This window comes from Pseudomonas sp. HMSC057H01 (assembly GCF_001836405.1).
Taxonomy (GTDB): Bacteria; Pseudomonadota; Gammaproteobacteria; order Pseudomonadales; family Pseudomonadaceae; genus Pseudomonas; species Pseudomonas aeruginosa.
Map to the genome: position 1 here is coordinate 528705 of NZ_KV828512.1, position 22138 is coordinate 550842.

The 22138-nt window shown below is 65.5% G+C and carries 21 protein-coding genes and 1 tRNA gene; 12 read left to right on the top strand and 10 right to left on the bottom strand.

The features are described 5' to 3' along the window. Positions 1-10: 10 nt before the first annotated feature. Together glp and moaB are read right to left on the bottom strand one after the other, a co-directional pair. A complete protein-coding gene (glp, locus tag HMPREF2581_RS27385) occupies positions 11-1228 on the bottom strand; it encodes a molybdopterin molybdotransferase MoeA (protein WP_003138573.1) in 1218 nt (405 codons plus the stop codon). Next, positions 1225-1764 carry a molybdenum cofactor biosynthesis protein B gene (gene moaB, locus HMPREF2581_RS27390; protein WP_003091240.1) on the bottom strand — a complete coding sequence of 180 codons (540 nt, stop codon included), beginning with the start codon at positions 1762-1764 and terminating at the stop codon, positions 1225-1227. The genes glp and moaB overlap by 4 nt, the downstream gene beginning before the upstream one ends. A 66-nt stretch (positions 1765-1830) precedes the next feature. On the opposite strand from moaB, the gene mobA reads away from it, so the two are divergent. From mobA to HMPREF2581_RS27405, 3 genes are all read left to right on the top strand, one after another. Beyond that, a complete protein-coding gene (mobA, locus tag HMPREF2581_RS27395) occupies positions 1831-2427 on the top strand; it encodes a molybdenum cofactor guanylyltransferase MobA (RefSeq protein WP_003109495.1) in 597 nt (198 codons plus the stop codon). Positions 2428-2558: 131 nt separating this feature from the next. Beyond that, positions 2559-2780, top strand: a complete 222-nt coding sequence (locus HMPREF2581_RS27400) for a YgdI/YgdR family lipoprotein (RefSeq protein ID WP_003091247.1) — start codon at positions 2559-2561, stop codon at positions 2778-2780. Positions 2781-2933: 153 nt separating this feature from the next. Then, positions 2934-3010: transfer RNA gene (locus tag HMPREF2581_RS27405), tRNA-Pro, on the top strand. 57 nt (positions 3011-3067) lie between these two features. On the opposite strand, the gene HMPREF2581_RS27410 is transcribed toward HMPREF2581_RS27405, so the two are convergent. The 3 genes from HMPREF2581_RS27410 to HMPREF2581_RS27420 form a co-directional block, all read right to left on the bottom strand. Then, complete coding sequence (locus tag HMPREF2581_RS27410) at positions 3068-4471, bottom strand: cytochrome C Snr1 (protein ID WP_003130664.1); 1404 nt, start codon at positions 4469-4471, stop codon at positions 3068-3070. A 366-nt stretch (positions 4472-4837) separates the two neighbouring features. Then, positions 4838-5077, bottom strand: a complete 240-nt coding sequence (locus HMPREF2581_RS27415) for a glutaredoxin family protein (protein WP_003109620.1) — start codon at positions 5075-5077, stop codon at positions 4838-4840. Between the two features lie 45 nt (positions 5078-5122). Then, positions 5123-5680 carry a TetR/AcrR family transcriptional regulator gene (locus HMPREF2581_RS27420; RefSeq protein ID WP_003138570.1) on the bottom strand — a complete coding sequence of 186 codons (558 nt, stop codon included), beginning with the start codon at positions 5678-5680 and terminating at the stop codon, positions 5123-5125. A gap of 165 nt (positions 5681-5845) precedes the next feature. Here HMPREF2581_RS27420 and HMPREF2581_RS27425 point away from each other — a divergent pair, with 165 nt between their 5' ends. The 4 genes from HMPREF2581_RS27425 to opdQ all read left to right on the top strand — a co-directional run bounded on the left by HMPREF2581_RS27425 (position 5846) and on the right by opdQ (position 9691). Beyond that, positions 5846-6442 carry a glutathione S-transferase family protein gene (locus HMPREF2581_RS27425; protein WP_003091251.1) on the top strand — a complete coding sequence of 199 codons (597 nt, stop codon included), beginning with the start codon at positions 5846-5848 and terminating at the stop codon, positions 6440-6442. Positions 6443-6458: 16 nt separating this feature from the next. Then, complete coding sequence (locus HMPREF2581_RS27430) at positions 6459-7391, top strand: pyridoxamine 5'-phosphate oxidase family protein (RefSeq protein WP_003138568.1); 933 nt, start codon at positions 6459-6461, stop codon at positions 7389-7391. Further along, on the top strand, positions 7391-8257 hold the full coding sequence (locus tag HMPREF2581_RS27435) for an MBL fold metallo-hydrolase (RefSeq protein ID WP_003109616.1): 867 nt from the start codon (positions 7391-7393) through the stop codon (positions 8255-8257). Before HMPREF2581_RS27430 ends, HMPREF2581_RS27435 begins: the two co-directional genes overlap by 1 nt. A gap of 168 nt (positions 8258-8425) precedes the next feature. Beyond that, positions 8426-9691 carry a porin OpdQ gene (opdQ, locus tag HMPREF2581_RS27440; protein ID WP_003091257.1) on the top strand — a complete coding sequence of 422 codons (1266 nt, stop codon included), beginning with the start codon at positions 8426-8428 and terminating at the stop codon, positions 9689-9691. Positions 9692-9875: 184 nt separating this feature from the next. Here opdQ and HMPREF2581_RS27445 read toward each other — a convergent pair whose 3' ends face one another. Further along, on the bottom strand, positions 9876-11084 hold the full coding sequence (locus tag HMPREF2581_RS27445) for an ammonium transporter (RefSeq protein ID WP_003091258.1): 1209 nt from the start codon (positions 11082-11084) through the stop codon (positions 9876-9878). A 469-nt stretch (positions 11085-11553) separates the two neighbouring features. On the opposite strand from HMPREF2581_RS27445, the gene HMPREF2581_RS27450 reads away from it, so the two are divergent. The 4 genes from HMPREF2581_RS27450 to HMPREF2581_RS27465 all read left to right on the top strand — a co-directional run bounded on the left by HMPREF2581_RS27450 (position 11554) and on the right by HMPREF2581_RS27465 (position 14052). Continuing rightward, on the top strand, positions 11554-11883 hold the full coding sequence (locus HMPREF2581_RS27450; RefSeq protein ID WP_003091262.1) for an ElaB/YgaM/YqjD family protein: 330 nt from the start codon (positions 11554-11556) through the stop codon (positions 11881-11883). Between the two features lie 3 nt (positions 11884-11886). Then, positions 11887-12267 (top strand): phage holin family protein, encoded by a 381-nt coding sequence (locus HMPREF2581_RS27455; RefSeq protein WP_003091263.1) that lies wholly within the window; start codon positions 11887-11889, stop codon positions 12265-12267. 13 nt (positions 12268-12280) lie between these two features. After that, the gene (locus HMPREF2581_RS27460) at positions 12281-12604 is read left to right on the top strand and encodes a hypothetical protein (protein WP_003130654.1); all 324 of its coding nucleotides are present in this window, start codon (positions 12281-12283) and stop codon (positions 12602-12604) included. Positions 12605-12720: 116 nt separating this feature from the next. After that, complete coding sequence (locus HMPREF2581_RS27465) at positions 12721-14052, top strand: deoxyguanosinetriphosphate triphosphohydrolase (protein WP_003091265.1); 1332 nt, start codon at positions 12721-12723, stop codon at positions 14050-14052. A 10-nt stretch (positions 14053-14062) separates the two neighbouring features. Here the strand turns inward: HMPREF2581_RS27465 and HMPREF2581_RS27470 are convergent, their stop codons facing one another. The 3 genes from HMPREF2581_RS27470 to HMPREF2581_RS27480 form a co-directional block, all read right to left on the bottom strand. Further along, positions 14063-16288 carry an ATP-binding protein gene (locus HMPREF2581_RS27470; protein WP_003138563.1) on the bottom strand — a complete coding sequence of 742 codons (2226 nt, stop codon included), beginning with the start codon at positions 16286-16288 and terminating at the stop codon, positions 14063-14065. 13 nt (positions 16289-16301) lie between these two features. Then, a complete protein-coding gene (locus HMPREF2581_RS27475) occupies positions 16302-16925 on the bottom strand; it encodes a response regulator transcription factor (protein WP_003091268.1) in 624 nt (207 codons plus the stop codon). Between the two features lie 426 nt (positions 16926-17351). Beyond that, positions 17352-17696, bottom strand: a complete 345-nt coding sequence (locus tag HMPREF2581_RS27480; RefSeq protein WP_003091271.1) for a YggL 50S ribosome-binding family protein — start codon at positions 17694-17696, stop codon at positions 17352-17354. Positions 17697-18006: 310 nt separating this feature from the next. Between HMPREF2581_RS27480 and dacB the strand changes: the two genes are divergently transcribed. Then, positions 18007-19437, top strand: a complete 1431-nt coding sequence (gene dacB / locus HMPREF2581_RS27485) for a D-alanyl-D-alanine carboxypeptidase/D-alanyl-D-alanine endopeptidase (protein WP_003138560.1) — start codon at positions 18007-18009, stop codon at positions 19435-19437. A 69-nt stretch (positions 19438-19506) separates the two neighbouring features. On the opposite strand, the gene rlmKL is transcribed toward dacB, so the two are convergent. Further along, the gene (gene rlmKL, locus HMPREF2581_RS27490) at positions 19507-21684 is read right to left on the bottom strand and encodes a bifunctional 23S rRNA (guanine(2069)-N(7))-methyltransferase RlmK/23S rRNA (guanine(2445)-N(2))-methyltransferase RlmL (protein ID WP_003116467.1); all 2178 of its coding nucleotides are present in this window, start codon (positions 21682-21684) and stop codon (positions 19507-19509) included. Between the last annotated feature and the right edge of the window lie 454 nt (positions 21685-22138).

A 22138-nucleotide genomic window follows, 5' to 3' on the forward strand; every position in this document is an offset into this window, starting at 1 on the left:
CACCGTCGGCTCAGTCGAGCAGTTCGCTCAGCGGAATGAACGCCACGCCCTCGCCTTCCACGAGGGTACGTCCCTCGCGGACCTCCACCAGCCCCTCGGCCCAGGAAGCGCTGCGCAGTACCCCGGAACTCTGGTTCGGATAGAGCACCGCGCGGCCCTGCTCCAGGCGACCACGCAGGTACTCGCGACGCTGCCCCGCCTTGGTCCAGGCGAAGCCGGCCGGTACCTCCACCCGCAGCGGCGCGACCTGCGCCACGCCGAGCCGGCGCAGCAGGTAGGGACGCGCCAGCAGGGCGAAGGTGACCAGGGTTGAAGCCGGATTGCCCGGCAGGCCGATCACCGGGATGCCCTGGAACTGGCCGACGATCAGCGGCTTGCCGGGTTTTATCGCCAGCTTCCAGAGGGTCAGCTCGCCGGCTTCGCGCAGCGCCATGCCGAGGAAGTCGGCCTCGCCCACCGATACGCCGCCAGTGGAAAGGATAAGGTCCACCCCGGCCAACCCGGCCAGGCGCTCGCGGGTACGTGCCAGGTCGTCGGGAAGGATACCGGCGTCGAGCACGTCGCAGCCCAGGCGTTGCAGCCAATCCTTGAGCAACGGGCGGTTGCTGTTGTAGATCTGCCCGGCCTGCAGCGGCTGGCCCGCCTCGACCAGCTCGTCGCCGGTGGACAGCAGCGCCACCCGCGGCTTGCGTCGCACCTCCAGGGTCGCGCAGCCGAGCGAAGCCGCCAGCCCCAGTTCGATGGAGCGCAGGCGCGTGCCGGCCGGCAGGACCAGGTCGCCCTGGCGGATTTCCTGGCCACGCGGGCGCACATGCTGGCCCGCGCGCAACGGCTGGGTGAAGCGCACGCGGCCATCGTCGAGCGCTTCGGCGTTTTCCTGCATCTCTACCAGATCGGCGCCTTCCGGCAGCGGCGCACCGGTGAAGATCCGCGCACAGGTACCCGCTTGCAGCGGCTCCGGCGCCTGTCCGGCAAAGATCTTCTGGCTGACCGGCAGTGGCTCGCCGTTCCAGTCGGCGAGTCGCAAGGCGTAGCCGTCCATGGCGCTGTTCGGCCACGGCGGCAGGTCCAGGCCGGCCAGCAGGTCGACCGCCAGCACGCGGCCGCCAGCCTGCTCCAGGGGCACCTGCTCACACGTATCGATAGGCGTTTGCGCGGCCAGTTCGAGGAGCCGTTCCAGCGCCGTCTCGACCGGCATCAGCCCCGGCTGTTCGCAGCAGCCGCTCACCCGCGGCTCTCGCAGGGCGCCGCCTGTTTCAGGTGCGGGACGAAGTTGCACGGGCGATGACGGGCGTCCAGTTGCTCGACGAGGATGCCTTCCCAGGCAGTGCGGCAGGCATTGGTGGAGCCCGGCAGGCAACAGACCAGGGTACCGTTGGAAAGCCCGGCCAGGGCCCGCGACTGGATGGTGGAGGTACCGATGTCGGCCAGCGAAATCTGCCGGAACAGCTCGCCGAAGCCGTCCACCTGCTTGTCCAGCAGGCAGGCCACCGCTTCCGGGGTGCTGTCGCGGCCGGTGAAACCGGTGCCGCCGGTGATCAGCACGACCTGCACGCTGTCCTCGGCGATCCAGGTCGCGACCTGTGCGCGGATCCGGTACAGGTCATCCTTCAGCAGCACGCGAGCGGCCAGGTTGTGCCCGGCCTCGGTCAGGCGGTCGACGAACAACTGGCCTGAGGTATCGGTTTCCAGGGTACGGGTATCGCTGACGGTCAGGACGGCGATGTTCAACGGCACGAATGCCGTTTCGGCCTTGTGGCTCATGGGGTTGGCCCTTGCTTGTGGACGTGATCGCGGTGTTATATCACAGGCCCGACACGGAGACCCCAGATGCCCGATAGCGCCCTGCCCCCCTGCTCCATCCTTCTCCTGGCGGGAGGCCGCGGCCAGCGCATGGGCGGTCGCGACAAGGGCCTGATCGAGTGGCAGGGCCTGCCCCTGATCGCCCACCTGCATCGCCTGGTGCGCCCGCTCACCGATGACCTGATCGTCTCCTGCAACCGCAACCAGGAACGCTATGCGGCCTATGCCGACCGCCTGGTGAGCGACGACAGCCGAGACTTCCCCGGCCCGCTCGCCGGCATCCGCGCCGGCCTGGCGGTGGCCCGGCATCCCTGGCTGCTGGTGCTGCCCTGCGACGCGCCGCGCATCGACCGCGCCTTGCTGGAAACCCTGCTGCAGGCCGCCGGCCGCACACCGGCGCGCCCCTGGATGCTGCGCTGCGGCGGCCAGTGGGAACCGCTGTTCAGCCTGATCCCGACGCACCTGGCCGAAGAGATAGAACACGCCTGGCGCCAGGGCGACCGTAGCCCACGCCACGTCCTGTTGCCGCTTGGCGCGGAGGCCATCGAGCTGGCCGCGGGCGATCCGCGGCTGGCCAACCTTAACACCCCCGAGCTGTTGGCTAATCACCGCGAACTGAAGTAAAACGGAAGGGACGTCGAGTCGAATTTTCTCGAAGGTGGGGGGAACACTCGTTTTTAGGGGGGAACTCTTCCTAGAACTCGTCTGTCAGAAACTCGTAACTTCAAAGTCTGACCGCACAGGAGAACTGCGCAATGATCAAGCGGATGCTACCCGCCCTCCTCCTCGCCGTAGGCCTCGGCGCCCTCGCGGGTTGTTCCAGCCCTACCGTGATCACCCTCAACGACGGACGTGAAATCCAGGCCGTAGACACCCCTTCCTATGACGAGGATTCCGGCTTCTACGAGTTCGAACAGCTCGACGGCAAGCGCGCCCGCGTGAACAAGGACCAGGTCCGCACCGTCAAGGAACTCTGATACCGTCGCGTAACAGGTTTTCCTGAAGACCCCGGCGACTCGAACGAGCGACGGGGTCTTTGCTTTTCCGCCCGGGGAAACCGGGGCTCGAAAAAAAGTTCATCTAACCCCTTGTGTACCAAAACTTTTTCTGTAGAATGCGCCCCAACAAAACGGAGCGTAGCGCAGCTTGGTAGCGCGTCTCGTTCGGGACGAGAAGGTCGCTGGTTCGAATCCAGTCGCTCCGACCATATCCCGAAAAACCCGCCTCAACGGCGGGTTTTTTATTGCCTGCGATTCGGTCTTTCTCACAGGGTACGCAGGTAGGCCACCAGGTCGCCCTTCTCTTCCGCGGACAGCTTGCGCTCCAGCACCAGGTTGAAGAACTCCACCGTGTCCTCCAGGGTCAGCAGGCGGTCGTCGTGCAGGTACGGCGGCGAATCCTTGATCCCGCGCAACGGGAAGGTCTTGATCGGCCCGTCGGCGGACGCCATCACGCCATTGACCAGTTTCGGATCGTAGAAGCGCTCCACCTTCAGGTTGTGCATCAGGTTGTCGGTGAAGTAAGGCGGCGCATGGCACCCGGCGCAGGCCGCCTTGCCGTAGAACAGCTTTTCGCCACGCAATTCCTGCTCGCTGGCCTTGCCCGGATCGAGCCGCCCCTCCACATCCAGCTTCGGTGCCGGGGGGAAGTCCAGCAGCGCCTGGAACTCACCCATGAAATGCACCTGACTGCCACGCTCGAGCACGTTCACCCCCTTCTTGGTGGCGATTACCGGGTCGCCGTCGAAGTAGGCGGCACGCTGCTCGAACTCGGTGAAGTCCTCGACGGTCTTCAGCGCCCTCTGCGAGCCGAACAGCCGCTGGATGTTCACCCCGCGCAGCGTCGGCGTGTCGATGCGGTGGCGGAACGGCTGCGGGCGCACGTCGCCGGCCAGGTGGGTAGCGGCATTGGTGTGGCCGTTCGCATGGCAGTCGAAGCAGGCCACGCCGCGGCTCGGATGCTCGCTACGGCGATCGTCGGTGAGGTTGAACTGCTGCTGCGGAAAGGCCGTTAGCAGCAGGCGCAGCCCTTCCAGCTGCTTGGGATTGAGAATCCCGTTGAACAGCTCGAAATAGTTGTCGATGGTCACCAGCTTGCCCTTGGACACATCGCCCAGGTCAGGCCGGGTGGTAAGGAACATCGGTGCCGGGAATTCCGGCAGGAAGTGGTCCGGCAGGTCGTAGTCGAGGTCGAAACGGGTCAGGTCGCGGCTTTCCTGGCGCTTGATCTCGTCGATGAGGAACTTGGGAAAGACCATCCCGCCCTCCGCATGGTTGGGGTGTGGCAGCGGCAGGAAGCCGCCGGGGAACAGCCCCTGCTTGCGGATTTCCTCGGGGCTCAGCCTGGCCAGTTCCTCCCAGCTGGTGCCGGCCGGCAGCTTCACCCGGACCCCTTCCTGCAGCGGCTTGCCGCGCGTCATGCTGGCACCCTTGGCCGGCCTGTCGCTGAGATCGTAACGCTGCTCGAGAAGCGTCTTGTGGGCCTGCTCGATCGACGGCTTGTTCGCCGTCATGCGCTTCATGATGGTGGCGAAGTCCTCGTTGATCACCACCGGCGAATAGCTGGAAGTCTTGCTTGGCTGCTCATCCCCCGCGACCACGGCGGATTGCAGCCCCAGGGCGAGCGGCATGACCCAGAGGGCATGGCGCGTCCAGGCGGGCGTTTTCATCAGGCGTCCTCTTTCGTTATGAGGAAACGCCGAGCCTCGTCGTCCCGACCCCACACCCCGGCGGTCCGCGACAGCGGACCGAACGACCTGCGACGCGTCCTGCGCCACGCGGGTTCCCGGCTGTTTCCAGTCAGTCCTGAAGGGAACTCAGGGTTTATCCATCGCCCTTAGGCCTAGCCGAACGCAGCCTGCCGAGCCAATAGGCTCAGGCTATGAAAACCATTGAGAAACGCCTATGCATCGCTTCGCCAGCATCGCCGAAGCCAGGCACCGCGCGGCATGGGGGAAGGAAGCGGAACGCAGTCCGGTTTGCGCATAGCGCGCGGGGTTACCAGCGGTGCCGCGCTTAGCGCGAATGAATAGGCATCAGCGGCTGAGGAAGGCTGCGACCTGCTCGGCCTCGAACGGCCAGTTCAGCTCGGCGCCATTGTCGCAGCGGCGCAGCACCGGGATCCGCAGGCCATAGCGCTCGACCCAGGCTTCGTCGTCGGCGATGTCCACCAGTTCGACCAGCAGGCCATGTTCGACGAAGGGCATCAGCACCGCCTCCGCGACTTCGCAGAGGTGGCAACCGAGGGTTCCGAAGAGTTGGCATTCCGGGGGCATCGAAAGGACCTGTGCAGTGTTTCGCGGCGATGGTAGCACCCGCGCTCAGATGCCAGCGACCTGCAACAGACTTTCGGCCGCCTGCCGGGCCTCACGGGCCTGGTCCGCCGGCCCGTGGATGTGCGCCATCACCAGGGCGCCCTCCATCAGGTATTGCAACTGCCGCGCAAGCAGTGCCGCCGAACGCACGCCCAGGCGCTCCAGCTGGCGCTGGAAGTAGGCTTCGACGAAGGCCTTTTGCTCGGCCGCCTGGCGGTGGATCGGATGCGAGCGCTCATGGAACTCGGCGGCGGCATGGATGAAGGCACAGCCACGGAACGCCTCGTCCTGGAGGAACTCCTGCAGACCATCGAACACCGCCAGGATCACCGCGCGCGGCTGCAACCGCGCCTCGGCTTCGAGCATGCGTTCGGCGGTGCGCTGCCGACGCACCTCCAGGGCGGCCATGATCAGTTCGTCCTTCGAGCGAAAGTGTTTGTACAGCGTCATCTTCGCCACGCCGGATTCGGCCAGGATGCGGTCGATGCCGGTGGCGTGGTAACCCTCGCGATAGAACAGGTCGACGGCGGTGCTGAGCAGTTGCTCGCGTTTGCGGGATGTCATGGAAAGCCTCCTGAGCGGCCCATTATGCGCGACCCTGCCGCCCCCTTGAACCGCTCTGCGTCGCTCCCCGGACGAATACCGACGGAAAAAGGCGAACGCGTGCCTTGAAATATACAGACCTGTCTGTCTAATATCCAGGCACCAATACCCGCCTGGAACCCTCAGATGAAACTCCATGACCTGGATCTCTCCGGCAACGCCTACAAGGTCCGCCTGTTCCTCTCCCTCATCGGCCGCGAGGCGACGCTGCGGCCGGTCGATTTCCTCAACCGCGAGCACAAGACCCAAGCCTTCCTCCGCATGAATCCCCGCGGGCAGATCCCGGTGCTGGAAGACGGCGAGCTGCAACTGGGCGACTCCCATGCCATCCTCGTCTATCTGGCGCGACGCCATGCCGATCCCGTGTGGTATCCGCTCGACCCCGTCAGCCAGGGCCGAATCGCCTACTGGCTCAGCTATTCGGCCAACGAGGTGCAGAACGGTCCGGCCAGCGCCCGGCTGATCGCCCGCTTCGACCTGCCGCTGGATCGCGAGCAGACCCACCAGCGAGGCCTGGAAGTGCTGCGCCTGGTCGAGCGGCACCTGGCCGAGCATCGCTGGCTGGCCCAAGGCGAACAGCCGAGCATCGCCGACGTGGCCCTCTACCCCTACCTGGCCCTGGCCCCCGAGGGCGGCCTGGCGCTGGACCACTACCCGGCGCTGAACGCCTGGATCGCCCGCATCCGCGCGCTGCCCGGCTACATCCCGATGCCCGGCCTGTAGCTCGGCAGGAGGCAGCATGAGCCAGGAACAGAGCCCCTTCCACGCCGGCGAACTGGCGATCCAGGAACGCGCCGGCGTTCGCGAACAGGTCGCCGGCTTCGGCAGCCGCGCGATCCGCACCTTCATGCCGGACCAGCATCGGGAGTTCTTCGCCCTGCTACCGCTGTTGCTGGTGGGCAGCCTCGACGCCGACGGCTACCCCAGCGCCTCGGTGCTCTGGGGCCCCCCCGGCTTCGCCCGTTCGCCGGAACCGACCCGCCTGCGCATCGACAGCCTGCCGCAAGCGGACGATCCGCTGGCGGCCAATCTCGAGGCCGGCACCCGCCTCGGCATCCTCGGCCTGGAATGGCCGACCCGCCGCCGCAACCGCATGAATGGACGGGTCCTGGCGCGGGACGGAAAGGGTTTCACGGTCGGCGTCGAGCAGTCCTTCGGCAACTGTCCCAAGTACATCCAGGCGCGCAGCCATCAGCCCGTCTCCAGGATCGCAAGTCCCGCGTTGCAGGGCGAAGGACTCGATCCGCGCTGGCTGTCGCTGGTCTCGCGCAGCGATACGCTGTTCATCGCCAGCCAGCATGCCGACCCGCTCAGGGGCGGCGTCGACGTCTCCCATCGGGGCGGGCCGCCGGGCTTTCTCCGGCTCGGCGCGGATGACCGCCTGTGGTTGCCCGACTACGCCGGCAACCGCCTGTTCAATACCCTCGGCAACCTGCTCCAGGAGCCTCGCTGCGGCCTCCTGTTCATCGATTTCGACAACGGCGACCTGCTGCACCTGCACGCCGAGGCCGAGCTGTTCTGGCCGGGTTCGCAGCCATCCATCCCCTGGCCCGCCGGCGCCGAGCGCCTGCTGGCGTTGCGCCCCGCAGGCTGGCGCTGGCGGCGCGGCCGCCTGCCGCTGGCATTCGGCGAGCCCCAGCCATCCCCTTTTCTTCCTGCCGGTGAATCTTGATGCCTTTCCTGTATCGCCTTGCCTCGTTGTTGATCGCCCTCCTCGTCCTGCCGGTGCAGGCGGCGGAAATGCGAGTCGCCCTGTTGCGCACCTCGGGAGTGGAAACCCTCGATGCGCTCACCGTCGACGGCGGCTCCTGGGTGCGCCGGGTGCCGCTCAGCCATACCGCGGTGCTGATCGAGCACCATGCCGCCACCCTGCTCTTCGACACTGGCCTGGGGCGCGACATCGACGCCCAGTTCCGCGCCGACATGCCCTGGTGGGCGGCGCCGCTGTTCGCTTACCAGAAAGTCGTCCCGGCGCGCGACCAACTGGACGCAGCCGGTATCCGCGTCGATCGCATCCTGCTGTCCCACGCACACTGGGATCACGCCTCGGGCCTGGTCGACTTCCCCGAAGTACCGGTCTGGGCACCCTACGAGGAGATCGCCTTCAGCCGCATCGCCACCCCGCCGGCCGCCTTCCCCAGCCAATTCCGCCATGGCGTGCGCTGGCGACCTTACAGCTTCGATCCGCAGCCGTTCATGGGCTTCGACGAAAGCCTCGACCTGTTTGGCGACGGCCGCCTGGTGCTGGTCCCCCTGCCCGGCCATACGCCCGGCTCAGTCGGTCTGTTCGTCACCCTCGACAGCGGGCGCCGGCTGTTCTTCAGCGGCGACACCAGTTGGCGACTCGAAGGCGTCGAAGGCCCACGGCAGAAATTCTTCGCCGGCCGCGCCCTGGTCGATCGCGATCCCGCGCGCACCCTCGCGCAACTGGCGAAGATCCGCCTGCTGCTCCGCAGCGACCCGCGCCTGAGCGTGATTCCGGCGCACGATGCGCGGGTCCAGGCCGCCCTGGGCTACTTCCCGCACTGGCTGGAATAGCGGGAAAGCCCGTCCTAGACAGGGTTCGTGCCAATTCGCGGCCACCCTCGACTAATGTCTAACAGTGGCCGTCTTCCTGTAGTGCTTAAGTAACCGGGCTGTCACAGGCCGACGTGGCGTCACGCCGCCGCCATCGGCCTGCCCCAAGCGCTCGAGGAGACAATAACAATGAGCATGACCCCGATCGCCCGTGCCGTGGCTTTTGCCGCGCTGGGTTCCAGCATTACCGTCCCAACCCTGGCCCATGCCGAGTTCATCAAGGACAGCAAGGCCAGCATCGAACTCCGCAACTTCTACTTCAACCGTGATTTCCGCCAGGAAGGCGCCAGCCAGTCCAAGGCCGAGGAATGGGCCCAGGGCTTCCTCCTGCGCTACGAGTCCGGCTACACCGAGGGCACCATCGGTTTCGGCGTCGACGCCATCGGCCTGCTCGGGGTGAAGCTCGACTCCAGCCCCGACCGCAGCGGCACCGGCCTGCTCAAGCGCGACCGCGAGACCGGCCGCGCCCAGGACGACTATGGCGAGGCAGGGATCACCGCCAAGCTGCGGGCGTCGAAGAGCACCCTGAAGATCGGCACCCTGACCCCCAAGCTGCCGGTGATCATGCCCAACGACAGCCGCCTGCTGCCACAGACCTTCCAGGGCGGCGCGCTGAACTCCATGGAGATCGACGGCCTGACCCTCGACGCCGGGCGCCTGAAGAAGGTCAACCAGCGCGACTCCTCGGACAACGAGGACATGACCATCACCGGTGGCGGCAAGCGCAACATCGTGGTCCGTTCCGGGCTGACTTCGGACAAGTTCGACTTCGCCGGCGGCAGCTACAAGTGGACCGACAACCTCAGCACCAGCTACCACTACGGCAAGCTCGACAACTTCTACAAGCAGCATTACCTCGGCCTGGTGCACACCCTGCCGATCGCCGACAAGCAGTCGCTGAAATCCGACATCCGCTGGGCGCGCTCCACCGACGACGGCTCCAGCAACGTCGACAACAAGGCGCTCAACGCCATGTTCACCTACAGCCTCGGCTACCACGCCTTCGGCGTCGGCTACCAGAAGATGAGCGGCGACACCGGCTTCGCCTACATCAACGGCGCCGACCCCTACCTGGTGAACTTCATCCAGATCGGCGACTTCGCCAACAAGGACGAGAAATCCTGGCAGGCGCGCTACGACTACAACTTCGCAGGCGTCGGCATTCCCGGCCTGACCTTCATGACCCGCTACGTCAAGGGCGACAACATCGACCTGCTGACCACCTCGGGCGAAGGCAAGGAATGGGAACGCGACATGGACATCGCCTACGTGTTCCAGAGCGGCCCGTTGAAGAACCTCGGGGTGAAGTGGCGCAACGCGACCATGCGCACCAACTACACCAACGACTACGACGAAAATCGCCTGATCGTCAGCTACACGCTGCCGCTCTGGTAACGGCAGGCCCCGCGGATAGCCGCGCTACGGCCATCCGCCCCTCCCCAGAGCCCCGCGGCGGAACGAAGAGGCCACCCTTGGGTGGCCTCTTTCATGGCGGGATGCCTCGCTCGCAACGTGCAGGACGGATAGCGCCTGGGGCGTTATCCGCCGATACCCCACCGGACCAAGGAAGTCCGCCCCCTCATTCGTGGCTGATCGCGCCGATCTTGTGGATCGACAGGTCCGCGCCGTAGTACTCCTCCTCCTGGCTCAAGCGGATGCCCAGCAGCGCCTTCATCAGCCCATAGACCAACAGGCCGCCGGCGAAAGCCACCGTCACCCCCAGCAGGCTGCCGAGCGCCTGGCTGGCCAGGCTCACCCCGCCGAGCCCACCCAATGCCTGCTGGCCAAAGATGCCGCAGGCAATCCCGCCCCAGACCCCGCAAAGACCGTGCAACGGCCAGACACCGAGGACGTCGTCGATCTTCCAGCGCACCTGGGTCGCGGTGAACGCCCAGACGAACAGGGCCCCCGCCACCAGGCCGGTAGCCAGCGCGCCGATCGGATGCATCAGGTCGGAACCGGCGCACACCGCCACCAACCCGGCCAGCGGACCGTTGTGCAGGAAACCCGGGTCGTTGCGGCCGATCAGCAGCGACGCCATGGTGCCGCCAACCATCGCCAGCAAGGAGTTGACCGCCACCAGCCCGCTGACCCCAGCGAGGGTCTGGGCGCTCATCACGTTGAAGCCGAACCAGCCGATGATCAGGATCCACGACCCCAGTGCCAGGAACGGGATGCTCGACGGCGCCATCGCCACCAGCTTGCCGTCGCGATAGCGGCCGTTGCGGCTGCCCAGCAATAGCACCGCCGCCAATGCCAGCCAGCCGCCCAGCGCATGCACCACCACGGAGCCGGCGAAATCGTGGAAAGGTGCGCCGAACTCCAACTTCAGCCATTCCTGCAAGCCGAAATTGCCGTTCCACACCAAGCCTTCGAAGAACGGGTACACGAAGGCCACGATCAGCGCCGTGGCGCACAACTGCGGGCCGAACCGGGCACGCTCGGCGATGCCGCCGGAGATGATCGCCGGGATTGCCGCGGCGAAGGTCAGCAGGAAGAAGAACTTCACCAGCGCATAGCCACTGTCCACGGTCAGCGCCGCTGCCGGGTGGAAGAAGGTCACGCCGTAGGCGATCCAGTAGCCGACGAAGAAATAGGCCAGCGCCGAGATGGCGAAGTCGGACAGGATCTTCGACAGGGCGTTGACCTGGTTCTTCAGGCGCACGGTGCCCACCTCGAGGAAGGCGAAGCCGGCGTGCATCGCCAGCACCATCACCGCTCCGAGCAGGATGAACAGGGTATTGGAGCCGTGGATCAGGACTTGCACCGCACTATTCAGGTTATCCATGGATTGAGGCAGCCTTCGCGCGTAGAGAGAAAGCACCAGAAACGCCCACGCCCACCCTTCAACGCACCATGACGAAGCAGTAGTCGTCGTGCGAACCGCTGCTTTTCTTCGGCAGATGTTTCGCAAGGTGCCTGAGGCAGCATGGAAAGCTCTCGGACTTTCCTTGATTTTCATTGGGTTGGACGTTCATCCCGAAGTACCCTCCGGGAGCGCCTGGCGCCCTCGCAAGGGGCATTCCGGCCGACGTGCGCACCAGGGAATTGCAAGCGCCATACCAGTTCGCGCCCCGTTGCGAAGCAGCCGGATGGGCGTCATCTCGCCGCAGCCGCGCCGACAGGCACGCTGTGGCAGTCTTTAATGAAAGGAGCGCCGGGAGCGACCGGCAACGCGCGGAAATTACCCATCGGTTGAACCTTCCGCCCCGCGCTCGGCTCGAAAAAAACACACCCCATGACCAGAGGAGCTCGTCATGCCCCGCAAGACCACTGCAAACGCTGCAAAGGATGAACTGTTGGCTGAATTCCAGGCACTGGTCGCCGATACCGAGAAACTCCTGCAAAGCACCGCCGACGTGGCGGGCGACCAGGCGGAAGAAATCCGCGGCAAGATCCACGACAGCCTCAAGCGCGCTCGCGACACCTTGCGCGACACCAAGGACTCGCTGAAGGACAACGTCCGCGAACGCAGCCAGGCCGCGGTGGACGCCACCGAGGTGTACGTCGGCGAACACCCCTGGCAGAGCATCGGCATCGCCGCCGGCGTCGGCTTCCTGCTTGGCCTGTTGGTCAGCCGGCGCTGAGCCATGAGCGAAGGAAAGGACCCGGCGGACGGCCGCCCCTCCCTGCGGCGCTTCGGCGCCGCCTTCCTCGGCCTGTTGCACGGTCACGTCGAGCTGTTCGGCATCGAGCTGCAGGAACAGAAGGCCAACACCCTGCGCCTGCTGCTGTTCGCCGGGCTGGCCCTGGTATTCGCCCTGCTCCTGCTGGTCGGCCTGTCGCTGCTGGTGCTGATCGTGTTCTGGGACACCAACCGGCTCGCAGCGGCGCTCGGGTTGTGCCTGTTCTACGTGATCGGCTCGCTGTTCTGCGGCTGGCGCCTGTACCAGTCGATCAACGACGAAAGCTCGCCGTTCAGCGCCACCCTGGAAGAACTGGCCAACGACCGCGAGCGACTGCTGCCATGACAAGGAAACGCGCATGAGCCAACTACCGGTGAACGCGACCGGCCTGTCGCGTCGCGAATTGCGCAAGGCGGTGATCCGCCTGCGCCTGGAAATGCAGCGCCAGCAATTGCGCCGCGAAAGCCAACTGCTGGTGCAACCCTTCCGCCAGGCCCAGGGGCTGGGCCACAACCTCAGCCAGCAACTGTTCGGCGGTGGCAATGCGGCGCTCTGGGGCGCCGGCGGAGCCGCACTGCTGGGCGTACTGCTTGGCAAGGGCGGACGCTGGCAGCGTCTGCTGCGCCTGGGCGTCGCCCTGGCCCCGCTGTTGCTCGGCCTGCGCACGCGGAAAGGCCGTTGAAGGATGCGCCGACCGGCAACGGTCGGCGCCCTCCGTTTCCCCAACGCGACGATTGAGCTTGCCGAGGCAAACCGTTAGCGTGTCCGCATCGCCTCAGCGCATCCCTGGAATTCCCGATGGACTGGCAGACCCTGCTCACCCGCGAACGGCTCGGAAAGCCGGTACACAGCAACGATGAACTGGGCCGCAGCGCCTTCCACAAGGACCATGACCGGATCATCTTCTCCGGCGCGTTTCGCCGCCTCGGACGCAAGACCCAGGTCCATCCGGTCTCCAGCAACGATCACATCCACACCCGCCTGACCCACTCCCTGGAAGTCGCCTGCGTCGGCCGCTCGCTGGGCATGCGGGTCGGCGAGATCCTCCGCGAGGAACTACCCGAGTGGTGCGACCCCAGCGACCTCGGGGTCATCGTCCAGTCGGCCTGCCTGGCCCACGACATCGGCAACCCACCGTTCGGGCACTCCGGCGAAGACGCGATCCGCAACTGGTTCCAGCAAGCCGCCGGACGTGGCTGGCTGGACGAGATGAGCGACGCCGAGCGTTCCGACTTTCTCCACTTCGAAGGCAACGCCCAGGGCTTCCGGGTCCTCACCCAACTGGAATACCACCAGTTCGACGGCGGCACGCGGTTGACCTACGCCACCCTGGGCACCTACCTGAAGTACCCCTGGACCTCGCGCCACGCCGAAGCGCTGGGCTACAAGAAGCACAAGTTCGGCTGCTACCAGAGCGAACTGCCGCTGCTCGAGCAGATCACCCATAAGCTCGGCATGCCGCAACTCGACGACGAGCGCTGGGCTCGTCATCCGCTGGTCTACCTGATGGAAGCGGCGGACGACATCTGCTACGGCCTGATCGACCTCGAAGACGGCCTGGAAATGGAGCTGCTCGAATACAGCGAGGTCGAGGCGCTGTTGCTCGGCCTGGTCGGCGACGACCTGCCCGACACCTATCGCCAACTCGGCCCCAGGGACTCCCGCCGGCGCAAGCTGGCGATCCTCCGCGGCAAGGCCATCGAGCACCTGACCAATGCCGCCGCCCGTGCCTTCGTCGACCAGCAGCAGGCCCTGCTCGCCGGGCAGCTTGCCGGCGACCTGGTGGAACACATGCACGGCCCGGCCAAGCTCTGCGTGCAACGGGCCAAGGCCATCGCGCGGGAAAAGATCTTCCAGGACAAGCGCAAGACCCTCCACGAGATCGGCGCCTACACCACTCTGGAGATCCTCCTCAACGCCTTCTGTGGCGCCGCGCTGGAGCAATACGGCGGGCATACGCCGTCGTTCAAGAACCGGCGCATCCTCGACCTGCTCGGACGCAACGCGCCCGACCCGCAGTGGCCGCTGTACCGCGCCTTTCTCCAGGTGATCGATTTCATCGCCGGCATGACCGACAGCTACGCCACGGAAATGGCCCGGGAAATGACCGGACGCTCGAGCCCCTCCTGAACGGAAGGGCTCATACCGCAGCGGCCGCCAACTGCTCCTGGAGTTCCTCCTGCAACGCCTCCAGGGCCAGCCGGAGTCTTTCGCCAGACGCCTGCAGGCACTCCCCGTCGCCACCTCGCCGGCAGGCGTCCTCCAGGGCCTCGCAGGCCTCCAGCAGGGTACGCGCCCCGATCATCCGCGCGGCGCCCTTGATGCGGTGGGCATGCTCGGCGAGCCGGGTCCTGTCGCCCTCGCGCAGGAGGATGGCAAGGCGCTGGAGGTCCTGACGGTTGCTGCCTAGCAGGGTCTCCAGCAGTTCGCGCAGCCGTTCCGGGCGGCCGCCACCGAGGCTGCTGAGAGCGTCCGCGTCATAGAGCCCCCGGGGCTGCGCGGCGTCGCGGCCGAAAGAGGTCGCGAGGTAGTTGCGCAGGGTCTCCAGGCCGAGCGGCTTGAACAGGCAATCATCCATGCCCGCGTCGCGGCAGCGCTGTACCTCGTCCGGCTCGGCGTCGGCGGTATAGCCGAGGATCAGGATCGGCGCGCGCCGCTCGCACCGTTCCTGGATGCGTATCCTGCGTGCCAGCTGATAGCCGTTCAGGCGCGGCATATTGCAGTCGCTGATCAGCACCTCGAAGCGCTCGTCGGCCCAGAGTTCCAGCGCCACCTGGCCATCCTCCGCTTCCGCCACCCGGTGGCCGAGAAACTCCAGTTGCTGGCGCAGCAGTACCCGGTTGGGCGGATAGTCGTCGGCGATGAGGATATGCAGGCGGCGAGACGGCTCCATGGATGCTGCCAGCGGGTCCTGGCTGGATTCAGGCATTTTCGGCCCGCACTGGCGCAAGAGCAGGTCGAGCGACACCCGGGTGCCTTTGCCCGGCTCGCTGTGCATCTCGACATCGCCGCCCATGAGGTCCACCAACTTCCGACAGATCGCCAGCCCAAGGCCGGTCCCGCCCTGCACCGTGCGTCCCTTGGCCACCTGGATGAAAGGCTGGAACAGGCGCGCCTGGTCCGCCGGAGCGATACCGATACCGGAATCCTCCACGTCCACCCGGACGATCGCCCTCCCCTCGTCCAGGCTCCTTTCCTGGAGACGGATCGTCACCTGTCCCCGCTCGGTGAACTTGATCGCATTGCTCACCAGGTTGGAGAGCACCTGCTTGAAGCGCAGGGGATCGATCAGCACGTCCCGTCCCGGGGCATCGTCCAGCTCCACAACGAGCCTCAGGCCTTTCTGCCGGGCCAGGCCTTCGAACATGCGGCGCACCGACTCCACGACATGGCGCAGGCGAACCCGCTCGGGCGTGAGGGTCAGGTGGCCGGACTCGATCTTGGCGACGTCGAGGATGTCGCCGATGAGCAGTTGCAGCGACCCCGCAGCCTCGTAGGCGACCTCCAGCGAGGCGCGTTCGCGCTGCTCCGGCGCCAGGCGCTGCAGGACCAGTTCGAGGATGCCGATGACCGCATTCATCGGCGTACGGATCTCGTGGCTCATGGTCGCCAGGAAGACGCTCTTCGCCCGATTCGCCTCGCCCGCCTGGCGCATCGCCTCGCGCAACTGGCGGGCCAGGCGCTCCCGTTCGGTGATGTCGATCCAGCCGTTCATCAGGCCGAGCACCCGGCCCTGGCGATCCCTGTAGGGCGTGACCCAATGGTGGATCTCCAGCAATTGCCCGCCGATGCGCACCGCCATGTCGGTGAAGCTCGCCGTTCCTCCCCGAGCCACCGCCAGGCACTGCTGGTGCATGAGCCGTGCCTTGCTGCCCTCGACCCAGTCGGAATCGGTCAACAGGGTGCCGCGGGCCTGCTCACGGGTCATCCGCAGGCTTTCCAGGTAATTGCGGTTGCAGGCCAGCAGGCGACCGTCGAGCGTGCGGATGCTCACCGGGTAGGGAATCCCGTCGACCAGCGCCTGCTTCAATGCCAGGCGGCCGCTCAGGTCGGCTTCGGTACGTTGCCAGCGCCTGAGCCTGAGTTGAAGGACAGTATTCCAGCCCAGGCATCCGACGCAGACCAGGCAGGCCACCAGCAGGCCGAGCACCAGGCTGGAAGGGGACGGCGAGCGCAGCCCGTCGGCAGCCTGGTGTAGCGGCGCTTCGACGACCGCATCGGCGCCCTCCGGGCAATCCGGAGCGGGAATCCGGAGCAGGGAAGAATATTCGCCAGCCGTCGCCCTCGCCGGAACGGCATATCCCGCCATGCAGGCGAATACGAGAAACAGGCCGAGCATGCACGCACTGCGTTTCTGGAACTTCATTCGGTTCCGGCCCTTAGATAAGCGTATTGCGTTTGGCGAACTCGATGAGATCCACCAGCGAGCCGGCGTTCAACTTCAACAACAAGCGCGCCTTGTAAGTGCTGACGGTCTTGTTGCTGATAAACATCTGCTCGGATATCTGCTTGTTCGAATAACCCTGGCTGAGGTATTGCAATACCGATACTTCGCGATCGGACAGGCGTCCGAGCAATTCCACATCGTCGGAATAGGCGCCCTGTTGCACAGGACGCATGGCCGAGCTGGGAAAGTAACTGTATCCCGAGGCGACCGCATTCACCGCCGTCACCAGTTCGGCCAGTCCGCCCTGCTTGCAGACGAACCCGGCGGCGCCCGCCTGCATGCTGCGCAGGGCGAAGAGCGAGGCGCTCTGGCCGGTCAGGACGAGGATCTTCAGGGGCAACGCCAGCACCATCAGGCGGCTGATGACCTCGAGGCCGTCCAGCCTGGGAATGCCGATATCGAGGATGACCAGGTCCGGCTTCAGCTCCCGCCCGAGGCTGATGGCATCCACGCCATTATCGGTATCGCCGACGATCTGGTGCCCTTCGGCTTCCAGCAACATCTTCATGGCCATGCGAATCACGGGATGATCGTCGACTATCAGGATACGGCTCATTGTCTGATTTCCTTGCCAATAAAAATTCAGAAAAAATTCTCCTGAGCAAGATATAGACGGGAGCCATATTGTCGAGATATTCGATGGCAACCCATATACTTTAAGGAATATTCTCACGGAAACTTAATTTATTTCTTACGGCGAATTCAAAACCTCGTATATTGCCAAGCAATTGGCCTGGTTATCTGCATGAAAAACACCCGCATATATACGCGCTCTCCCGGCTCGTTATCTGCCAGAGCGAGTTGAATAGTTCGTCAGGGGCTTCAGAGTAATGCTATCCGCATGTACGGCCACAAGCCGCCGACATGCCTTCGGCAGGGCAAAGGGAAGCACGACGGGCGCCGGGCCAGATAGCGCCGGAGCAGGATTGAAAGGGAGGGAAGACGCGACCGCCATCCTCGGGCGGGATGGCGGCGCTATCGCTTAGAGCTTCGGCAGGACAGGCTGTTCCGGGTACCAGGCGTCGACCAACGCGCCGACCTCGACGCTGGCCAGTTCCGGTTGCTGCTTCAACCAGGCCTCGATCAGGGCCCGCTGCTCTTCATTGACCGAGCCACGGCGCGCCAGGCAGACGAAACCGAATTCGTCGCAGCCGCCATAGGTCAGTTCGTTGGCTTCGATCGCCTGATCGATGAAGCGCAACATGAAAGCGTTCACCGCATCGGCATCCACGCCTTCCTTGTAGTGGAAGTTCAATTCGAAACCCAGCTCCTGGAATTCATCGACGCACAATTTCTTGCGCAGGCGGCGGGAACGATTAGTAGCCATGGCGGCATCTCCTGGATTGACGCTCCATTGGCGGAGCCTCGCATTACAGACAGTAGCCGACGCCGCTGGAGCCGCGGGCGAACCCCGGCAAGCTCCGCGCGGCGCGGCCGGATTGCCGGCGCACTCTACCAGTTCCGACCATTCGGCGATATGACGGCGAACTCCGCGAAACTCCAGCGCATCGTTATCCGCCTTGCGGCATAATGAGCAAGACGGCCTCTTCGCGTGATGCCCGTCTCTCTTTTCAGGTTCGCTTCGTTTTTCATCTTCATTTCATTTTCTACCCTCCGTCTTCAAGGGTTCTTCATTAATGTTCAAGTCGCTGCGTACTCTTGCCTTCGCCACGCTCCTGCCTTTCGCCCTTCCCACCCTCGCCCAGGTCAACGCCACCCTGCCGGCCAACGTGCAGAAAGCCCTGCAGACCAACAAGCTGACCGGCAACGATCTGTCGCTGGTGCTGATTCCGCTCGACGGCCCGGGCAACCCCACCTACTACAACGCCGACGTATCGGTGAACCCGGCCTCGACCATGAAGCTGTTCACCACCTATGCCGCCCTGGAAATGCTCGGCCCGACCTACCAGTGGAAGACCGAGTTCTACACCGACGGCCAGCTCAAGAACGGAGTGCTCAACGGCAACCTCTACCTCAAGGGCGGCGGCGATCCGAAACTGAACATGGAGAAGCTCTGGCTGTTGATGCGTGACCTGCGCGCCAATGGCGTGACCAAGGTCACAGGTGACCTGGTACTCGACCGCAGCTACTTCAACATCCCTCATTTGCCGGTATTCAACGACGACGGCGGCGACGACACCAAGCCGTTCCTGGTCGGTCCGGACTCGCTGCTGGTCAACCTGAAGAGCGTGCGCATGGTGGTGCGCACCGACGGCAACAAGGTCAACGTGCAGATGGACCCGCCGCTGGCCAACGTACGCATCGACAACCAGGTGAAGATGACCGCGCCGGCCACCTGCCCGGCCTGGCCGAAGCTGCGCTTCAGCCCGGTGACCCAGTTCGACGGCACCACCCTGCTGGCCACCGGACAGATTCCCCAGGGCTGTAGCGCGCAGACCTACATGTCGCTGCTCGACCATCCCGGCTACACCGCCGGCGCGGTGCGCGGCATCTGGCAGGAACTGGGCGGCAGCATCCTCGGCAAGGACCGCCAGGGCAGCGTACCGCGCAACGCCACGCTGATCGCCAAGGCCTTCTCGCCAGACCTGGTCGAGATCATCCGCGACATCAACAAATACAGTAACAACACCATGGCCCGGCAGTTGTTCCTCTCCATCGGCGCGCAGTTCCGCAACAGCGCCGACGGCGACGACGCCCAGGCCGCGCAGCGGGTGGTGCGGCAGTGGCTGGCGCGCAAGGGCATCACCGCGCCGCGCCTGGTGATGGAGAACGGCTCGGGACTGTCGCGCCAGGAACGGGTCAGCGCCCGTGAGATGGCGGCGATGCTGCAAGCCGCCTGGCACAGCCCCTATGCAGCGGAGTACATCTCCTCGCTGCCGCTGGCCGGCCTCGACGGCACCATGCGCAAACGCCTGCGGCGCACCGCACTGGTCGGCGAGGCGCACGTGAAGACCGGCACCCTCAACACCGTGCGCGCCCTCGCCGGCTTCAGCCGCGACGCCAGCGGCCACAACTGGGTGGTGGTGGCGATCCTCAACAGCCCGCGGCCGTGGGGCGCTTCGGCGATCCTCGACCAGGTACTGCTGAGCCTGCACGCGCGGAAATAAGGCGCAGTACGAAAAAAAAGGCCGCCAGCGGTTGCCCGCCGGCGGCCTTTTGCATGAATGCCGCTCGCCTCAGCGAACGGTGATTCTCCAGGCCCGATGGATCTTCGGATTACGCGCGAAATCCGGATCGAGGGTTTCGCCAGTGATCTCTTCGACCGCATAGCGGGCCTGCACGCTCTCGTCCAGTTCGAACTTGCGGAAGTTGTTGGAGAAATACAGCACCCCGCCCGGCGCCAGCCGCGCCATGGCCAGGTCGAGCAGTTCGACGTGGTCGCGCTGCACGTCGAACACGCCTTCCATACGCTTGGAGTTGGAGAAGGTCGGCGGGTCGATGAAGATCAGTTCGTACTGGCCATCGTCTTCCCGCAACCACTCCATCACGTCGCCGTGCACCAGGCGCTGCTTGTCGGAAAAGCCGTTGAGCGACAGGTTGCGCCGCGCCCAGTCCAGGTAGGTCTTCGACAGGTCGACGCTGGTGGTGCTGCGCGCGCCGCCCCTGGCCGCATGCACGGTGGCCGTGGCGGTATAGCAGAACAGGTTGAGGAAGCGCTTGCCGGCCGCCTCCTTCTGGATGCGCAGGCGCATCGGCCGGTGATCGAGGAACAGCCCGGTATCCAGGTAATCGGTCAGGTTCACCAGCAGGCGCACATCGCCCTCGCCCACCTCGAGGAACTTGCCCTCGCTGCTCTGCCGTTCGTACTGCTTCTTGCCGGCCTGGCGCTCGCGGCGCTTGACCACCACCCGCTCCTGGGCAACGCCCAGGGTCTGCGGAATCGCCGCCAGGGCGTCGAACAGGCGCGCCTGGGCTTTTGCCGGATCGATCGACTTGGGCGCGGCGTACTCCTGGACGTGAACCCAATCGCCGTAGATATCCACCGCCAGGGCATACTCCGGCATATCGGCGTCATACAGGCGATAGCACTCGATCTTGTCGCGGCGCGCCCATTTGCCCAGTTGCCGGAGGTTCTTCTGCAGGCGATTGGCGAACATCTGCCCGCCCTCGCTCAGCCGTGCCGGCTCGCTCGGCGCCCGCGCCAGACCTTCGTCGTTGCGTTCGCCACGCTCGCCGGTGACGAACTGGCGCGGCTCGACCTGGATCATCAGCAGCTTGCAGGCCAGCGCGCCGTTCCAGAACGCGTATTGCTTATGGCTGCGGATACCCATGCGCTTGCCCAGTTCCGGCGCCCCGGTGAACACCCCGGCGCTCCAGCCGATGCAGCTCTGGCGCAGGCGCTCGCCGAGGTTCTGGTAGAGATACAGCAGGCTGGCTTCGTCGCCGAGGCGCTCGCCATAGGGCGGGTTGCAGATCACCAGGCCGGTCTGGCCCTTGTCCGGGCGCGGCTCGAAAGTCGCCAGTTCGCCCTGGTAGATCTTCACCCAGTCGGCCACTCCGGCACGCTCGATATTGTTGCGCGCCGGCTGGATCAGGCGCGGGTCGGCCTCGTAGCCGCGAATCCACAACGGCGGCCTGGCCAGGCCGGCCGCCGCGCGCTGCTGGGCTTCCTCGTGGAGCTTGCGCCACAGCGCCGGCACGTGCCCCAGCCAATTGCTGAAGCCCCAGCGCTCGCGCCTGAGGTTCGGCGCGATATCGGCAGCCATCAGCGCCGCCTCGACCAGGAAGGTGCCGACGCCACACATCGGGTCGGCCAGGGCACCGCCCTCGGCGGCGATCTTCGGCCAGCCGGCACGGATCAACACCGCCGCCGCCAGGTTCTCCTTCAGCGGCGCGGCGCCCTGCTGCAGACGATAGCCGCGCTGGTGCAGGCTATGCCCGGAGAGGTCCAGGGAAAGGGTCGCCTGGCCGCGGTCGAGGTGCAGGTGGACGCGCACGTCCGGATTGACCTTGTCCACCGACGGACGTCGGCCGGAGCGCTCGCGCAGGTTGTCGACGATCGCATCCTTGACCTTCAGCGCCCCGAAATGGGTGTTGTCGATGCCCGAGCCCTTGCCGCTGAACTCCACCGCCAGCGTGCCGCCGGCGTCCAGGTGGTCTTCCCAGTTCACCGCGTGGACCGCCATGTACATGGACTCGGCGTTCTCCACCGGGAATCGCGCCAGCACCAGCAAGACCCGGTTGGCCAGGCGCGACCACAGGCAGAGGCGATAGGCCACCTCCAGGCTGCCCTGCCCGCGCACCGCCGACACCTGGGCGCGCGCCTCGTCCAGGCCGAGCCCCTGCGCCTCTTCGAGGAGCAGGCTTTCCAGGCCTTTCGGGCAGGTCAGAAACAATTCGTAAACATCAGCCATATCGCCTTCCCGGGCCGTAGCCCTTGTCAGTGGAAGCACCCTCATGGGCACTTCTTTGGCACCAGGTGCCGTGGTTCGATTGCCGGAACGCTCCCGGCGTTGCTCGCTGCGACCCCGAGTCGCAGTCTGGGCGACCCTTCGTCGGAATGCGAGGAAATCTCAATTGGTGGGGGTGCAAATCGTTATAAGGCGCAACCCCGCGACCCTGCGGCGTTAGCGCCGGAAACCAGGCGTCATGAGCCTGCAACATATGGCCCTATCGACGAAAGCGTTAAGTCTTTATGACAAATCGGTCATTCACACGCCTGAACGCTTTGGTTAGAACTCCAGTTAATCCGCCACCGCAACGGTGTCGGGCGAGGGTCGTCACGCCGGCAACGACCCCTTTCGGCGAAAGCTTCGCCAGGCCTCCCCTGGGGGCCAACGGGACATAACAGTCAACAAGTGAGGGCAA

What these genes read in the sequence shown, in the direction of transcription:
- moaB (WP_003091240.1), bottom strand. Translation starts at nt 1,764, where the DNA reads ATGAGCCACAAGGCCGAAACGGCATTCGTGCCGTTGAACATCGCCGTC.
- mobA (WP_003109495.1), top strand. Translation starts at nt 1,831, where the DNA reads ATGCCCGATAGCGCCCTGCCCCCCTGCTCCATCCTTCTCCTGGCGGGA.
- HMPREF2581_RS27400 (WP_003091247.1), top strand. Translation starts at nt 2,559, where the DNA reads ATGATCAAGCGGATGCTACCCGCCCTCCTCCTCGCCGTAGGCCTCGGC.
- HMPREF2581_RS27410 (WP_003130664.1), bottom strand. Translation starts at nt 4,471, where the DNA reads ATGAAAACGCCCGCCTGGACGCGCCATGCCCTCTGGGTCATGCCGCTC.
- HMPREF2581_RS27415 (WP_003109620.1), bottom strand. Translation starts at nt 5,077, where the DNA reads ATGCCCCCGGAATGCCAACTCTTCGGAACCCTCGGTTGCCACCTCTGC.
- HMPREF2581_RS27420 (WP_003138570.1), bottom strand. Translation starts at nt 5,680, where the DNA reads ATGACATCCCGCAAACGCGAGCAACTGCTCAGCACCGCCGTCGACCTG.
- HMPREF2581_RS27425 (WP_003091251.1), top strand. Translation starts at nt 5,846, where the DNA reads ATGAAACTCCATGACCTGGATCTCTCCGGCAACGCCTACAAGGTCCGC.
- HMPREF2581_RS27430 (WP_003138568.1), top strand. Translation starts at nt 6,459, where the DNA reads ATGAGCCAGGAACAGAGCCCCTTCCACGCCGGCGAACTGGCGATCCAG.
- HMPREF2581_RS27435 (WP_003109616.1), top strand. Translation starts at nt 7,391, where the DNA reads ATGCCTTTCCTGTATCGCCTTGCCTCGTTGTTGATCGCCCTCCTCGTC.
- opdQ (WP_003091257.1), top strand. Translation starts at nt 8,426, where the DNA reads ATGAGCATGACCCCGATCGCCCGTGCCGTGGCTTTTGCCGCGCTGGGT.
- HMPREF2581_RS27445 (WP_003091258.1), bottom strand. Translation starts at nt 11,084, where the DNA reads ATGGATAACCTGAATAGTGCGGTGCAAGTCCTGATCCACGGCTCCAAT.
- HMPREF2581_RS27450 (WP_003091262.1), top strand. Translation starts at nt 11,554, where the DNA reads ATGCCCCGCAAGACCACTGCAAACGCTGCAAAGGATGAACTGTTGGCT.
- HMPREF2581_RS27455 (WP_003091263.1), top strand. Translation starts at nt 11,887, where the DNA reads ATGAGCGAAGGAAAGGACCCGGCGGACGGCCGCCCCTCCCTGCGGCGC.
- HMPREF2581_RS27460 (WP_003130654.1), top strand. Translation starts at nt 12,281, where the DNA reads ATGAGCCAACTACCGGTGAACGCGACCGGCCTGTCGCGTCGCGAATTG.
- HMPREF2581_RS27465 (WP_003091265.1), top strand. Translation starts at nt 12,721, where the DNA reads ATGGACTGGCAGACCCTGCTCACCCGCGAACGGCTCGGAAAGCCGGTA.
- HMPREF2581_RS27470 (WP_003138563.1), bottom strand. Translation starts at nt 16,288, where the DNA reads ATGAAGTTCCAGAAACGCAGTGCGTGCATGCTCGGCCTGTTTCTCGTA.
- HMPREF2581_RS27475 (WP_003091268.1), bottom strand. Translation starts at nt 16,925, where the DNA reads ATGAGCCGTATCCTGATAGTCGACGATCATCCCGTGATTCGCATGGCC.
- HMPREF2581_RS27480 (WP_003091271.1), bottom strand. Translation starts at nt 17,696, where the DNA reads ATGGCTACTAATCGTTCCCGCCGCCTGCGCAAGAAATTGTGCGTCGAT.
- dacB (WP_003138560.1), top strand. Translation starts at nt 18,007, where the DNA reads ATGTTCAAGTCGCTGCGTACTCTTGCCTTCGCCACGCTCCTGCCTTTC.
- rlmKL (WP_003116467.1), bottom strand. Translation starts at nt 21,684, where the DNA reads ATGGCTGATGTTTACGAATTGTTTCTGACCTGCCCGAAAGGCCTGGAA.